The sequence below is a fragment of the Brevibacillus sp. SKDU10 genome (genome assembly GCF_001645205.1).
Lineage (GTDB): Bacteria > Bacillota > Bacilli > Brevibacillales > Brevibacillaceae > Brevibacillus_B > Brevibacillus_B halotolerans.
This window is the reverse complement of sequence record NZ_LSSO01000155.1, coordinates 1-15,069: the sequence shown is the minus strand read 5'-3', so window position 1 is coordinate 15,069 and position 15,069 is coordinate 1. Positions and strand designations below refer to the sequence as shown.

Annotated in this window: 10 protein-coding genes; 8 read left to right on the top strand and 2 right to left on the bottom strand. The window is 43.2% G+C overall.

The window, feature by feature from the left end; translation table 11 throughout:
• Positions 1–5: 5 nt before the first annotated feature.
• The gene (locus tag AYJ08_RS12065; protein ID WP_064017931.1) at positions 6–4,550 is read left to right on the top strand and encodes a non-ribosomal peptide synthetase; all 4,545 of its coding nucleotides are present in this window, start codon (positions 6–8) and stop codon (positions 4,548–4,550) included.
• Between the two features lie 16 nt (positions 4,551–4,566).
• Positions 4,567–7,842 carry a non-ribosomal peptide synthetase gene (locus AYJ08_RS12060; RefSeq protein ID WP_064017930.1) on the top strand — a complete coding sequence of 1,092 codons (3,276 nt, stop codon included), beginning with the start codon at positions 4,567–4,569 and terminating at the stop codon, positions 7,840–7,842.
• A 173-nt stretch (positions 7,843–8,015) separates the two neighbouring features.
• Here AYJ08_RS12060 and AYJ08_RS12055 read toward each other — a convergent pair whose 3' ends face one another.
• On the bottom strand, positions 8,016–8,798 hold the full coding sequence (locus AYJ08_RS12055) for an alpha/beta fold hydrolase (protein ID WP_064017929.1): 783 nt from the start codon (positions 8,796–8,798) through the stop codon (positions 8,016–8,018).
• A 140-nt stretch (positions 8,799–8,938) separates the two neighbouring features.
• On the opposite strand from AYJ08_RS12055, the gene AYJ08_RS12050 reads away from it, so the two are divergent.
• The 3 genes from AYJ08_RS12050 to deoC all read left to right on the top strand — a co-directional run bounded on the left by AYJ08_RS12050 (position 8,939) and on the right by deoC (position 12,222).
• Complete coding sequence (locus AYJ08_RS12050) at positions 8,939–9,901, top strand: DNA-binding transcriptional repressor DeoR (RefSeq protein ID WP_064017928.1); 963 nt, start codon at positions 8,939–8,941, stop codon at positions 9,899–9,901.
• 305 nt (positions 9,902–10,206) lie between these two features.
• Complete coding sequence (locus AYJ08_RS12045) at positions 10,207–11,511, top strand: pyrimidine-nucleoside phosphorylase (RefSeq protein ID WP_064017927.1); 1,305 nt, start codon at positions 10,207–10,209, stop codon at positions 11,509–11,511.
• A 33-nt stretch (positions 11,512–11,544) separates the two neighbouring features.
• Entirely contained in the window at positions 11,545–12,222 is a 678-nt protein-coding gene (deoC, locus tag AYJ08_RS12040; protein WP_064017926.1) for a deoxyribose-phosphate aldolase, read from the top strand.
• A gap of 127 nt (positions 12,223–12,349) precedes the next feature.
• On the opposite strand, the gene AYJ08_RS12035 is transcribed toward deoC, so the two are convergent.
• The gene (locus AYJ08_RS12035) at positions 12,350–13,399 is read right to left on the bottom strand and encodes a hypothetical protein (protein WP_064017925.1); all 1,050 of its coding nucleotides are present in this window, start codon (positions 13,397–13,399) and stop codon (positions 12,350–12,352) included.
• A 214-nt stretch (positions 13,400–13,613) separates the two neighbouring features.
• Between AYJ08_RS12035 and AYJ08_RS12030 the strand changes: the two genes are divergently transcribed.
• The 3 genes from AYJ08_RS12030 to AYJ08_RS12020 form a co-directional block, all read left to right on the top strand.
• Complete coding sequence (locus tag AYJ08_RS12030; protein ID WP_064017924.1) at positions 13,614–14,153, top strand: NADPH-dependent FMN reductase; 540 nt, start codon at positions 13,614–13,616, stop codon at positions 14,151–14,153.
• 119 nt (positions 14,154–14,272) lie between these two features.
• A complete protein-coding gene (gene mntR / locus AYJ08_RS12025; RefSeq protein WP_003337919.1) occupies positions 14,273–14,725 on the top strand; it encodes a transcriptional regulator MntR in 453 nt (150 codons plus the stop codon).
• A gap of 124 nt (positions 14,726–14,849) precedes the next feature.
• Positions 14,850–15,069 (top strand): patatin-like phospholipase family protein (locus tag AYJ08_RS12020; protein WP_197490644.1); only part of this gene is annotated, 220 nt, incomplete at its 3' end.

Genomic DNA, 15,069 nt, shown 5'->3' with positions numbered 1-15,069 from the left:
ATAATTTGGGTACATTTCAGCAGGATCAGGTACAGGATATTTATTATTTGTCACCTATGCAGGAGGGGATGCTGTTTCATACATTGCTTCATCCAGAGCAAAGCTACTATGTGGAGCAGATGAGCATCCCCATCAAAGGCTCTTTTCAGGTTGATTTGCTAGAACAAAGCGTTAAAAGGCTATGTAATCGTCATGATATCTTTCGCACGGTGTTTATTCATGAAAAAGTAAAACGTCCCGTGCAGGTAGTCTTAAGAGAGCGTGATTTTTCAATCTGTAAGAAGGATATCTCCCATCTGGCGAGAGAAGAGCAGGAACGCATAATCGAAGCCTACAAACAGCAAGACATGGAAAAAGGATTTGACTTGTCAAAAGACGTGTTAATGCGAATGGCGGTATTTATAACAGGCAAGGAAGAATATATCTGGGTTTGGAGCTATCATCATATTTTGCTAGATGGCTGGTGCTTAGGCAGGGTGATTTCCGAGCTTTTCCACTATTATGAATCGAGTCGCTTGGTACAACCGATTTCTCTACCTGCTGTTAAGCCATATAAGGAATATATTAAATGGCTACAGACCCAAGACAAAAAGCCCTCCTTAGCCTATTGGAAATCCTATCTGGACGATTTTGAGGGACAGATCACCTTTAAAGAACAGAGAAGGAGAGGCAGGAGAGCAGAAAATTCTACCGGAGAATATACATCAGGTGAGGTAACGTTCATGTTGGGCTGGGAGGATACACTTGCCTTACATAAGCTAGCCAGTCAGCATTCCTTTACCATAAACACGGCTATTCAAGCGGCTTGGGCTATTTTGCTCAGCCGCTATCATCTCAAAAATGATGTCATCTTTGGCACCATTGTTTCAGGGCGCCCTGTCGAGCTGGAAGGTGTGGAAGCGATGATCGGACCTTTCATTAACGTTGTTCCGACCCGCGTTCGATTTGATCAGGAGAACTCGTTTTTAGAATTGGTCACAGCATTACAAGAGCAGGTGCTCCAAGCTGAGAAACACCAATATATTCCCCTCTATGAAATCAAAGGAAGTCAGGCGGACAAGGTAGAGTTAATTGATCACCTTATTGTTTTTGAAAATTATCCTTTTGAGAGCGTAGAGGATGAAAATGGGCAACGATTAGGGTTCCAAATTGGAAGGATAAGTGTATGTGAACGAACGAACTATGACTTGAACATCCTAGTCATGCCAGGGAAACAACTGACGTTTCAAATCTCGTACAATCAGCAGGTATATCCTACAGATTTTATTCAACGAATCAAGGATCAATGGCTGATGGTAGTAAAACAAGCGGCGCGTCAGCCTCAACGATCGGTAGAGGAGATGCACCTTGTAACAGAAATGGAGCAGCAAAAAGAGATTGCGAGAGAGCAGGAGATGAGCAATAACACAACTTGGCTTAGAGGGAAGCTTCCTGTTGAACAGTTTGGTAAGCAGGTTCAAAAGCATCCAGATAAGATCGCTTTGATCACAGAAGAGCAAAGCTTTACCTATCAAGAATTAAACAACAGAGCTAATCAGCTAGCACTTATGTTAGACAAAAAAGGGATAGGACCCGGCAGTGTTGTGGGGCTACTATTTCAACGAGGCTGGGAACTGGCCGTTAGCATTTGGGCGATAGTCAAACAAGGAGCGACTTATCTCCCTATCGATCCCGATTATCCCTTGTCTCGCATGAGATATATGGTTGAAGATGCACAAGCGTCTCTGTTGCTAACAGACAAAAAGCAATATTCAAAAGGTCTTGAGCTTCTCCATCAGGAAGCAGTGGTCGTTGTTGAGGATGGATTATTCCAACTGATCAGTTGCAGTTATACGGGTGTCGAGGCTGATCCTGACCACATTGCCTATATCGTGTATACCTCAGGAACAACTGGATTGCCTAAAGGGGTCGGTATCAGTCAGAGAAATATGGCAGCATTTTTTGAAGAACTCAACGATTTTGGCATTACTTCGCAGGACACACTCCTTTCTTTGTCTCCTTATACGTTTGATGGTTTTATATTTGATTTGTTTGGGGCGATGCTACATGGCGCGAAGCTGATTCTCCCAGGGAAAGAAACCATTTTACAATTGGATCGTCTGGGACAAATCATTGTAGAAGAAAAAGTATCTGTCATGTTTGTGACGACCGCTCTTTTCAATTTGCTTATGGATGAGGAAAAAAACGTTTTACAAGGGGTGCGATTACTTCTGTTTGGCGGTGAACGCGCATCGCTTAAACATGCTCGTAAAGCAATAGTAAAGCTACCGTACACCCGCCTGTTTCATGTATACGGGCCAACGGAGGGAACGGTTTTTGCCACCTCTTATGAAATAAATCGATTATCTGATGAAATGATAAATCTGCCTATTGGTAAACCGCTATCGTATACGACCTCTTATGTATTAGGGCCCGGTAACCGTTTGCAACCGCTCGGCGCTCCGGGAGAATTATGCTTGGGCGGACTGGGGCTTGCATACGGATATTTGAATCGTGCAGAGCTGACAGCCGAAAAATTTATCTCGCATCCTTTTATCTCTGGAGCCAGATTATATCGGACAGGTGATATTGTCAGATTACTCCCTGATGGGAACCTTGAATTTTTGGAACGAAGCGACCATCAGGTCAAAATCCGTGGGCATCGTATTGAGCTGGGGGAAATTGAGTCATGTATTTTGACACTTGAGAAAGTAAAGGAAGCAGTAGTGCGTGCTATTACAAACGACCAAGGCCATGTGATAGTAACGGCCTATGTTGTCAAACAACACGGAATGGATTTGCAAGAGGGGGAAATACGCTCTTTCTTAGAGGCAGTGTTGCCGGATTATATGCTTCCGCAGTTCTATGTCATTATGGAGCGGTTGCCACTTAATCAAAACGGCAAAATCAACGATCCATTACTACCAAAACCAACTACCAAGTCCAATTATTCGGTAAAAGAAGCAGGGGTTCCTCGGAATATAGACGAGGCTCGTATGGCGTCCCTTTGGGCAAACGTACTCGGAGTATCTTCCATCGGCATTCATGATCATTTTTTTGAGCGCGGGGGTCATTCTCTTAAGGTGATGCTACTGTGCTCGCAAATCCAGAAGGAATACGGGGTTAGCATCCCAATACGTCAGGTTTTTGAGAATCCAAGCGTAGCGGCAACCACGTTATATGTTCAAAGTCAAAAGCAACAGCATGCTTATGAGCCGTTGCTTTCATTAAACCAAAGGGACTATTATGAAACCTCTTCCCCACAAAAGAGAATGTATATCGTAAGTCAATATAAAAGCGTAGGAAAAAGCTATCATATTCCGATGATGTATTGGCTGGAAGGTAAACTGAACGTGGAGGCACTCCAGCAAGCCTTCCAACGGCTCATAGATAGACATGAGCCTCTGCGTACTAGCTTTGCTGTAGTGCAAGGTGAGATTGTGCAGTTGCTAGAGGAGAACGTCTCTTTTCCTTTCCTGTACGAACAGATTGACGAGCATAAGTTGGACCTTGCTTTTCAATATTTTGAAGAACCGCTTGATTTACACCAGTCTCCTTTAATGCGAGCAGGGTTGTTTCAGACGAAGCCAGAGCAGTATTTGTTCATCATAGAACTGCATCACATAATTGCAGATGGTATTTCTGTGGCGATTCTTCTACAAGAGCTGTTTGCCCTCTATCAGGGAGAGGAGCTTGCACCGCTTTCTATTCAATATAAAGAATATGCCGATTGGAGTATGCGATATAGGGATTCGGCTGTATTTTTGCGACAGGAGCGATTTTGGTTATCCCTTTTAAAAGAGCCATTGCCAGCTCTAGCGCTTCCTGTGGATTTTCCTCGACCTGCTATTCAGCAATTTCAGGGGCAACAGGTTAGCGTATGGATTGACGAGGAGCTGACCGCATCGATCCGTAAGAGGGCGGCTGAAAATGGGGTAACTCTGCACATGCTCCTATTTGCTGTTTATCATCTGCTTCTTTATAAGTACACGGGACAGCATGATTTCATTGTAGGGGTCCCGATTGCAGGCAGAGCGCATCCTGACGTTGCATCAATGGTCGGTATGTTTGTAAATACGTTGGCTATTCGCTGTGTAGTTCATCCGCATGATGATTTCCACACGTTTTTAACACAAGTAAGAAATCAATTCCTTGATGCTTATGATCACCAGGATTATCCCTTGGAAATGCTGATTGAAAAGCTAGGCTTAGCGCGTGACCTCGGACGAAATCCGTTATTCGACACATTATTTGGAATGCAAAATTCAAATGATCGGCAAGTAGCACAGCTTCGAGAACTGAGGATAGTGCCCTTCGAAGCAAAGCCACAAGTAGCGCAATTTGATTTAGCAGTAAAGGCAGAAGAAAGACAAAATCAGCTTCTCATTCAATGGGAATACGCAGTTCATTTATTTCAGCCAAACACCATTACAATGCTCTCTCAGGATTATCTCGCCTTGTTGCAAGACATGTTGGCAAATCCGGATCAGCCACTTCAGGATGTAGTCATAAAAAAACAGCCGTCTCAGCTTAGAAACATGCTGACCGATACAATTGAGTTTCATTTTTAAAGGGAGGGAGTCTGAGATGAGGGCTGGTATAACCCATGATGCAAGATTTGTCCATTGGAAAAGGGAATGGGATTTTTGGCGAGAGAAGAGTAAAGAAGATGTAGCTTTATCGGCATTTCCAACTGATGGTCTATCCTTAGGCAGGGGGAGCAACAGAACAGAATATTTTCAAAAAATATTTACGCATGAAATGAGTAACCGATTATTCAAGCTTAGCGGAGGCTCTGATTATTCCCTTTTTACTGTGCTGCTAGCCGCTGTTAAAGCCCTGCTTGCTGTATATACGGCCCAGCCAACCGTTGTTGTGGGAATGCCTGTTTTTCGGCAGAATGATCCAAAAAATGATTTCATTAACTGTCTTGTTTTGGTGACGGCGACAAGAGCTGATGACCTTACTTGCAAACAATGGTTACAGCAGGTCAAAGGGAGTCTGCTTGAAGCTAATGATCATCAAAATATCCCGTTTCAGGCGATAACCGAGCTATTTTCATTCAACAAGGCACCGGATAGTACCCCCATTTGCCCCACTGTTGTATGCCTTGATTCCATTCAAGAAAGGAATTATACAAAGCAAGTAGCGGCTGGTATTCAATTTCATTTTCTCCGACAGCCAGATCAAATCACCCTTGAATTAGAATATCAAGTCGAATGTTACAGCTTGTCACTGATTAAGCAGATGGCATGTCACTTAGAGATAGTAATCAGCAAGATGCTAAGTCAGCCGGACGACAAGCTGAGCGAATTCTGTCTACTGACCCAAGCAGAGCAAATCACCTTGCTTCATAGGGATACGACATGTGATTTCCCACGAGATAAAACCATCCACCAGTTGTTTGAAAATCAGGTAACTCTTCATCCCGAGCGAATTGCCCTTTGGCATCAGGGGAAAAGCATCTCTTACAAGGAGCTGAACCAAAAAGCCAATCAGCTTGCTCGAAGGCTACAGCATATAGGTGTTGCTCCTGAGGATCGCGTCGCTCTGCTTTTGGATAGATCGCCGCTCATGATCATCGCTATCCTTGCTGTTTTGAAAGCGGGAGGAGCTTATGTGCCAATCGATCCGCATTATCCCGAGTCACGGATTTCCTATATGGTAGCAGATAGTGGAGCTGCTCTTTTACTTACAACCGGAGAACGTATAAAGGATCAGCTATTTGGTTGTGCGGCGCTACATGTAGATGCTCCCGAAATATACCATGGGAATAATGGAAATGTTTTGTGCACCACTACCCCGCATCAGCTTGCCTATGTCATTTATACGTCTGGAACCACTGGAAAGCCCAAAGGTGTCATGATTGAGCATCGTCAGGTTGTCCAGCTATTACGACATACCCCGTCTTGCTTTGATTTTAATGAACGAGATGTTTGGACCATGTTTCATTCCTATTGCTTTGACTTTTCGGTATGGGAAATGTTTGGGGCGTTGCTCTATGGCGGTGAATTAGTTGTGGTACCAACAGAGCTTGCACAAAACCCTGCACAGTTTGCCAAACTATTGATTGATCGGAAGGTAACCATTTTAAATCAGACGCCAAAAGCCCTATACGCTTTGCAAGACGAAATGATCAGACTAACCAAGCTAGAGGGTCTATCACCGCAAATCAGGTATATGATTTTGGGAGGAGAGGCATTGCAACCCATGCTGCTGCGCCCTTGGCAGTCGCATTATCCATCTACCCGTCTCATCAATATGTATGGGATAACAGAAACCACTGTGCACGTTACTTATAAGGAGCTGACAGATGAGGAGCTGACAACAAATCGAAGCAATATCGGGGTCCCGTTGCCTACATTGAGTTGTTATCTGTTCGATTCTAAGAAACGGCTCGTCCCTATGGGAGTAACAGGAGAATTATATATTGGAGGACATGGGGTTGGGAGAGGATATCTGAATCGAGCAGACCTGACAAGGGATAGATTCATCTTTAATCCCTACAAGACAGAAGAAATATTATACCGGACAGGAGATCTAGCTCGATATCTGCCAAATGGGGAGCTGGAGTATCTGGGGCGCTCGGATCAGCAGGTGAAAATACGCGGGTATCGCTTGGAGCTTGGTGAGATTGAGACAGCAATTCTTTCTCATCCGTATGTGCGGGAAAGTCTTGTTCTGACGATCAACGACAAGCAGGGAGATCAGGCGCTATGTGCGTACGTGGTGAGAAATGGCGAGCTTGATGATCAACAGCTTCGAACATTTTTAACCAAAAAACTCCCAGCTTATATGCTTCCTTCCTACCTCGTTTTTGTCAGGGAGATTCCAATCACATCTAATGGGAAGGTAGACCGTAGTTCCTTGCCTCCACCCCAAGAGGTAATTAGGGAGGCTGGCTACATCGCTCCACGCAATCATACGGAGGAAAAGGTAGCGAAAATTTGGCAAGATGTACTCGGCATAGCGCAAGTGGGGGTAGTCGATCATTTCTTTACAAACGGCGGGAATTCATTAAATGCTTTGAAGCTGATCGGACATATTTCTCGGGAATGGGGAATGGAGGTTCCTCTAGCCCTTTTGTTTGAATCGCCTACTATTGAAGCGATCGCTAGATATTTGGATCATCAAGTAAATCCTTCAGACCAACAGCAGTTGCACCCATATCCTGAAGTGATCACCTTTCATGCTGCCAAGGATCAATCCATCTTTCTGTTTCCTCCCGTGCTAGGCTACGGAATCATGTACAACCAGCTCGCCTCCCAGTTTCATAAATTTCGACTTCATGCCTTTGATTTTATTGAAAGTGAAAATAGAATCAGTCGTTATATAGAAATGATTGAGCAAATGGCACCGACAGAACCCCTTGTTTTGGGGGGATTTTCCGCAGGTGGGAACCTGGCGTTTGAGGTAGGTAAAGCATTAGAGGAGAAAGGCAGAAGCGTTTCGCTACTGATCCTCATTGATTCATACTGTAAGCTGACCGGACTGAACCAGTCCTCCGAGGAACGAGAGGAAACTGTCCAATCTATTCTTGAAGCGAATCATGAGATGGTGACAGAGTACCTCGATATACACAAGGTACGCGATGGGCTTGTAAACAAAACAAAAGCTTACCAGCAGTATTACGAGCAATTGATCAATAAGGGGAGAATAGCGGCTCCGATCTATTTGTTAAAATCAGAGAGTATAACTACTCTGCCGGCAGGGGTGGATGTTTGGAACGAAGCTACAACCAGCTCCTATACGCAACATCAGGGAATCGGACAGCACGAGGAAATGCTACAGGTTTTTGCAAAGCAAAATGCCCAACTCCTACAGAAGGCTATTACAAAGGCTTTAGCATCATGCAGGACATGAACGATGTAAAATAAAGCGAAAAATGACAACCGACCGTGGAGGATGTACAGCCTACGGTCGGTTTTTTGAATAATCCTATATGCTAACGTGTTGAATCCATGACGTGCATTCCTTTGTTTGCATCGATCCTTTACGATGTTGAAGCATCCCTTCATCATTGATGCTGGTAACTGCTATTGTGACTGAAGGCAAAAGCTGTTAATAAACTGATGAACCAATAAATTAACCTCGTGATAAGCTTTGGTAGGGAGCTGATGCTTATAACGGGGAATGGAACGAATTTTTGCCATCGGTAATTGAGAAGCCATTTCTTTGGAAAAGCTGGTAAAATGCCGATCCTTTTCACCCGTTAATAAAAGAATGGGGAACTTGATCTCATGGAGGCGATCCAACACATCGTAGCAAGTAGCATAGTGATAATAGTCAGCAATCCCTATTGGGTTTCCTTTTATGGCATTGCGATAATTTCTTATAAACATAAAGGGATTATTGGCATTGCTATAGCCAATCACCATTGCTAATGTGTGTAGAGCCTCTCGTCGAGCTAACTTTTCAGCAATCGTAATTAATCGATGCAGATAGGGACTTCTACAGTGGGCCATTCCACTTAATAATATAGCACCTCTGATGTGCTGAGGTTTTTTTAACATCATTTCTAATGCGATAGAGCCTCCGGTAGAATAGCCTAACAGGACGGCTTGTTCAATACAGAGATGCTCTAATAATAGATGCAAGTCAGAAGCGATTCCTTCATACGTAAAGGGATGGGCTGAAATACTGCTCCTGCCGTGTCCTCTCAAATCCACTGTAATCACCTTATAGCGGTCTTGCAGCTCTTTTTGCTGATAATAAAAAATGCTGCCTGTAAGCAGAGGGGGATGGATACACAAAATCGGAAGTCCTTCCCCTTTTATCTCATAGTGAATGGTTGCGCCATTTGCAATAAAGTAAGGCATATGATACCTCCGTTTTACATGTTTAATTACTAATTTGCGCAAGCCAATCTTGTTTCAAACATCAAGGTGGCTATTAAGGTTGCTAGAACATGGGTTTGCTTGTATAGTCTTGATAGATGACGTAAAGGTACGGGTGACATATGGAAGAAAATAAAATTAGTAAGATGGTCGAAGCAGCTAAAATGTATTATCAATTGGATTTAAGTCAACAAGAGATTGCTAAGCAACTAGGTGTATCAAGACCAACTGTATCGAGACTGCTACAGCAAGCCAAGGCAGAAGGCATTGTGCGCATTGAAATTATGGACCCAGAGGAAAGTCTTCAGCGCATTGAGCTGGAACTAGCGCAAAAATATAAGTTAAAAGCTGTTATGGTTGTACCAGTAGCGACTAATGACGAGACACTCATTAAAGAAATGATTGGGAAACGAACAGCACAGTATCTTCATGAGGTTGTCACAGATCATGATATAATCGCAGTTACATGGGGCACGACAATGTACCGAGTAGCCATGGAGTTGCAGCCAAAAGCCATTCAGGGGGCACAGGTGGTACAATTAAAGGGTGGTGTGAGCCATTCGCAAACAAATACCTATGCCTCTGAGGTATTGCATTTGTTTGGACAAGCCTACCAGACTACGCCGCATTATTTGCCTCTCCCCGCAATCGTCGACTCAGCGTTGGTAAAAGAAACGGTAGAGACAGATCGTTACATACAACGACAGCTAGAACTAGCACGAAAGGCTAACATTGCTATCTTTACTGTAGGTGGAGTTATGTCTGATGCGTTATTGTTTCGATTAGGCTATTTTAGTGAACATGATTTAGCCTTGTTAGCCGAGCGGGCAGTTGGCGATATTTGCTCCCGGTTTTACGATCAGGAGGGTAACATTGTAAACGAAGAGCTAACGAACCGGACAGTTGGTATCCCAATAGATGAGCTCAAGAGTAAGGAACGGTCAATTTTAGTCGCTGGAGGCTCAACCAAGCTAGAGGCAATTAGAGGAGCAATCCGTGGTGGCTATAATAATGTTTTGGTTACTGATCAATATACTGCCAAGGAATTATTAAAAAATAAAAACGGAATAAAACAACTCAAATGACCTTCAGATTGCAAGAAAAAGAGGCAAGCTCTCCTATTTGGAGCAGGCCTCTTTTTGATTTTCGGAAATTCCTGCTTGTAATCTTCACAAAATGTCTTAAAATAGGTGCTTACCCTTTTTAAAGACAGCAAACCGTTGCTACCTTCTGAATTGGGCTCCATTTGTATATGATACGAATTGGACAAATGTTCAAACGAGATTTGACATTTTTTCATGAGGCTGGTAAGGTGAAGATGGAGATACTGAAGTAGGTAATCTCACGGTAGTAGCTGTCAACATACATAATGAAACAGCAGGTGATCAATATGAGAATGGTCGATTTAATTGAAAAGAAACGCGATGGGAAAGAACTGACCAAAGAAGAGATTATCTTTATCGTTGAGGGTTTTACGGATGGATCTATTCCGGATTATCAAATGTCTGCTTTAGCTATGGCGATTTACTTTCAGGGAATGACCCCAGAAGAAACAGCCTATCTGACAATGGCCATGGTTGAATCAGGTGATCAGATTGATTTGTCCGCTATAGAAGGTGTAAAGGTAGACAAACACAGCACAGGTGGTGTTGGCGACACTACAACGCTAGTCCTTGCTCCGCTAGTTGCGGCAGTAGGTGTTCCTGTAGCAAAAATGTCTGGTCGTGGTCTAGGACACACAGGCGGTACAATAGACAAGCTGGAAGCAGTAACAGGCTTCCATGTCGAGATTGATAATGATGAATTTAACCGTTTAGTGAACACAAATAAAGTGGCCGTAGTTGGACAAAGCGGTAATCTTACCCCCGCTGATAAAAAGCTATATGGCTTGCGTGATGTCACAGGATCAGTAAGCTCAATTCCATTAATTGCAAGCTCGATTATGAGTAAAAAGATTGCTTCTGGTGCTGATGCCATTGTTTTGGATGTAAAAACAGGCGCTGGAGCCTTTATGAAAACGCTAGATGATGCGAAAGAACTAGCTAGTACCATGGTTAAAATCGGTAACCAAGTAGGGCGTAAAACTATGGCGGTTATTTCTGACATGAGTCAGCCTCTTGGTTTTGCAATCGGAAATGCTTTAGAAGTTAAGGAAGCAATTGATACGTTAAAAGGTGAAGGGCCAGAAGATCTGCGTGAACTTTGCTTAGTATTAGGCTCTCAAATGGTTTATTTAGCAGGTGAAGCTGCAAGTCTAGAAGAAGCACGGACTAAGCTGGAAGAAGTGATTGCAAACGGCAAAGCACTCGAAACCTTTAAAACCTTCCTGGCTGCACAAGGCGGAGATGCAAGCGTTGTTGATCAACCAGAGCGTTTGCCAACAGCTCAATTTACAATAGAGGTTCCAGCCAAGGAAAATGGTTATGTAGCCGAGATTATTGCCGATGATATTGGTACAGCGGCAATGATTTTAGGAGCAGGACGTGCTACGAAAGAATCTGAAATCGACCTAGCGGTTGGTCTGATTCTGCATAAAAAAGTGGGGGATCAGGTGAAGCAAGGGGAGTCGCTTGTAACGATCCACAGTAATACACAGGACGTCGATCAGGTGATTGAACGTATCTATCAATCATATGGATTCTCCAAAGACCCAGTGGAAGCATTGCCGTTGGTTTATTGTGGGATTAAAGAATAGATAACTGGTAACGGTTGCGAAAGAGGGATGTACATGTCCAAAGAAAGCGTAGCAAAATATATTGATCACACAGCACTAAAGCCGGATACAACTAAAGACATGATTGTAAAGCTTTGTGAGGAAGCAAAAGAGTATCGATTTGCTTCCGTTTGTGTGAACCCTACTTGGGTAAGCCTGTGCGCGGAGCTTTTGAAGGAAGCTCCAGAGGTCAAGGTGTGCACGGTTATCGGGTTTCCTTTAGGCGCGAACACTCCTGAGCTGAAAGCCTTTGAAACAACGAACGCTATTGAAAACGGTGCTACTGAAGTAGATATGGTAATAAACGTTGGTGCATTAAAAGATAAAAATGACCAGCTAGTTGAACAAGATATCCGTGCAGTAGTAGAAGCAGCAAAAGGCAAAGCACTGGTTAAGGTTATTATTGAAACGTGCTTGCTCACTGAAGAAGAAAAAGTACGTGCTTGCGAATTAGCCGTGAAAGCTGGAGCCGATTTTGTAAAGACATCAACAGGCTTTTCAACAGGCGGAGCCACTGCGGAAGATATAGCTTTAATGCGAAAAACAGTAGGTCGCGAGTTAGGTGTAAAAGCCTCTGGCGGTATTCGCAGCTATGCAGATGTTGAAAAAATGCTTCAAGCTGGCGCGTGCCGGATCGGTGCAAGTGCGGGTGTGTCCATTGTAAAGGGCGAGGTATCGAACTCACAATACTAGGGCAAGCATATAGGGTTTAATGAAAAAAGCGCTTCTCTTCCAGAAGTTATTTCTGCAAGGAGAAGCGCTTTTTGTCATGCAAAAACAGTAGCTGCCTTAGTGCTGTTGTGTAGTCGGAACAATATTATCAGGTATCGCTGATATCCTGCGGAGGCTTACGCTTGCCGCTAAACTGCACGATGAGAATGCTTAATAAAGCGAGGCCAACATAAGTGATCGTGCTGTAAAGCAAGGGGTAAAGAAAGGAGAAGAAGATGCCAAAGAAGGAGATTACTCCTACAAAGGTTACTAAGGTAAGAACAAGTGGTAGCTCACTCACCTGCGTCTCTTGAAGCAACGGGTCAGTTAGACTGCGTAGGAGAATGCTTGCCAGTATAATGACATGTCCGAGACTTATGGGCAGATAAGCATACACACTATGCGGGAATTGAGCCATCAGAATTTCCACAATGGGCTTGAGGTGGGTATGAACATCATGCCAATGCGATAAAATTTGCAAATGAATGAACAATCCAATAACACCAAACAATAAGCTGCCCAATCCGATGCCAAGTCGCAATGAAGGGAGTGAATCTGTTTCGCGCACCAAAGGAAGAAGCACAGCCAAGCTAAAAAATAGATGCAGGCCAGTAAATAATAATCCATTCCAAAGCCACTTTAGATTAAGCTGATAAGATAGACTGGGTAATGGAATATGAGTTTGATTGCTATATAAAAACAATACAATGACGACAGCTCCCAATATGCACCCTCCGGCTATTTTAGCCAAGGAAGAGTTGGAGAGCCTAGCGCCCAAAAAGACAAGCACCAGGAAAACAAGTAAACCAAGCAGTGATGACAGCGAGGTTGTCTGCTCCAAAAAAATTGCTTGATCAGCTAACATGATCCCACTGTATAAAATGATGATGAGAGCTGTAAAGAAACCAAATACATGAGTGAGCTGTGGTCCGATAAGGTGGGCTAAAAACTGAGACAGGGAGAATAGTTGATTTCGATAGGCTAGGTGAAGAGATTCATACAGAATCCAAGTCATCGCTATAATAGCCAACATTAAACCAATGGAACCCCAGGTGCCATAGTAGGTAAAAAACCGCAACCATTCATAACCGCTGAGAAATCCCGCCCCAAGCATCGAGGATGTAAGTAAGGACGTGACACGAAAGGTTTTTTTTATCATTGACCATCTTCCTTCTTGTTGGAAAAATGTTGAAGAAGACAAGGAGTTATATCCTGATATCAGTCTATGAGGGAAGCCTGTTCATTCAGAACAACAGCTTGATTTTTATACTTATTAAATAAATTTGTTTACTCAAATAATGAGATTCGTTATCATAGAAATAAACGAAAAGCAATAAATGGAATGCTTTTAAAGAGGGAAGGATGTTTTCTTAATGAAAATTGTAGGAATAGCGGGCTCGATGAATGTTGAATCCAGCACAAAAAAGGTAATGCAAATTGTTTTAGATTCAGCCAAGATGGAAGGAGCAGAAGTTGAATTAATTCATTTAGCTGAGTGGCCACTGCCTCTATATGATGCCAGAAGCGATGCTAGTACGTATCCAGAGATTGTTCATCAATTTGTGAAGAAAGTAGCGGAAGCCGATGCACTAGTGGTTGGTTCCCCAGAATATCACGGAACCATTACAGGTGCTTTGAAAAACTCTTTTGATTTTTTGGAAGGACGATTTTTACACGGAAAACCAGTCGCAATTATCGGCGTAGCAGGCGGAAGTATGGGAGCAACTAATACGGTTAATACACTACAGCTTATCTTACGTAATTTGCATGCTTATCCATTACCAGGTTCTCCGAGCGTTTCTCATTCCTATAAAGCGTTTAAAGAGGATGACACGTTACAGGACGAACGTCTCCAGGAACGCTTTGTGAATTTGGGGAAGGAACTGGTTTGGATGACTAAAAAATTAAAATAGGACAATTATTTTAGCAAATGCCGGAAAATCTTTCAACTTTCCCTTGAAACAAAAGCAAAGAAAGCGGTATGATAGAGTCATATGTCTTTGGGCGATACTGGCTGAAACGAGGGATGAGAGTGCCAACTCCAAGTATGGAAGATTATCTGGAAAGAATATATAGTTTAATTGATACCAAGGGATATGCTCGTGTGTCCGATATTGCAGAAGCGTTAGAGGTGCATCCGTCCTCTGTTACAAAAATGGTGCAGAAACTGGATAAAGACAATTACTTAGTCTATGAAAAATACCGCGGGCTAGTCTTAACGGCTAAAGGAAAAAAAGTAGGTAAACGTTTGGTGCGGCGACATGCATTACTGGAAGATTTCTTGACGCTAATCGGTGTCGATCAGGATTTAATTTACAAGGACGTTGAGGGAATTGAACACCATTTGAGCTGGGAATCCATTGCTAGCATAGAGTATTTGGTTCAATTTTTAAAAGAGGATCCTTCACGTGTTGCTGAACTCATGCGTATTCGAGAGGAAGACGAACAAAAAGAGGACACGGATACAAAACCAGATTCCATGTAGCACAAAAGGCAAGCCAGATAAGCTTGCTTTTTTGTATTTTTTATCCCTAATTTTCAGGAGTAGGATAACTATCCTGCCGCATAAACTATTTGTGGATTCATCCTTGTATGAATGGAGGGAGCACATGCGAGTAGATGCGGTTTTTGAAGGGGGAGGCATGAAGGGGATAGCTTTGATTGGAGCGATTACGGCGATGGAACAGCATGGATACCAGTGGGAGAGCGTTGCTGGCACGTCAGCAGGTTCCATCGTTGCCGCTCTGTTGGCTGCCGGATATCGTCATCAAGAGCTTCGTGAGATATTCGAAACGCTAGATTATTTGCAATTTTTAAAAAGAAAAGGCT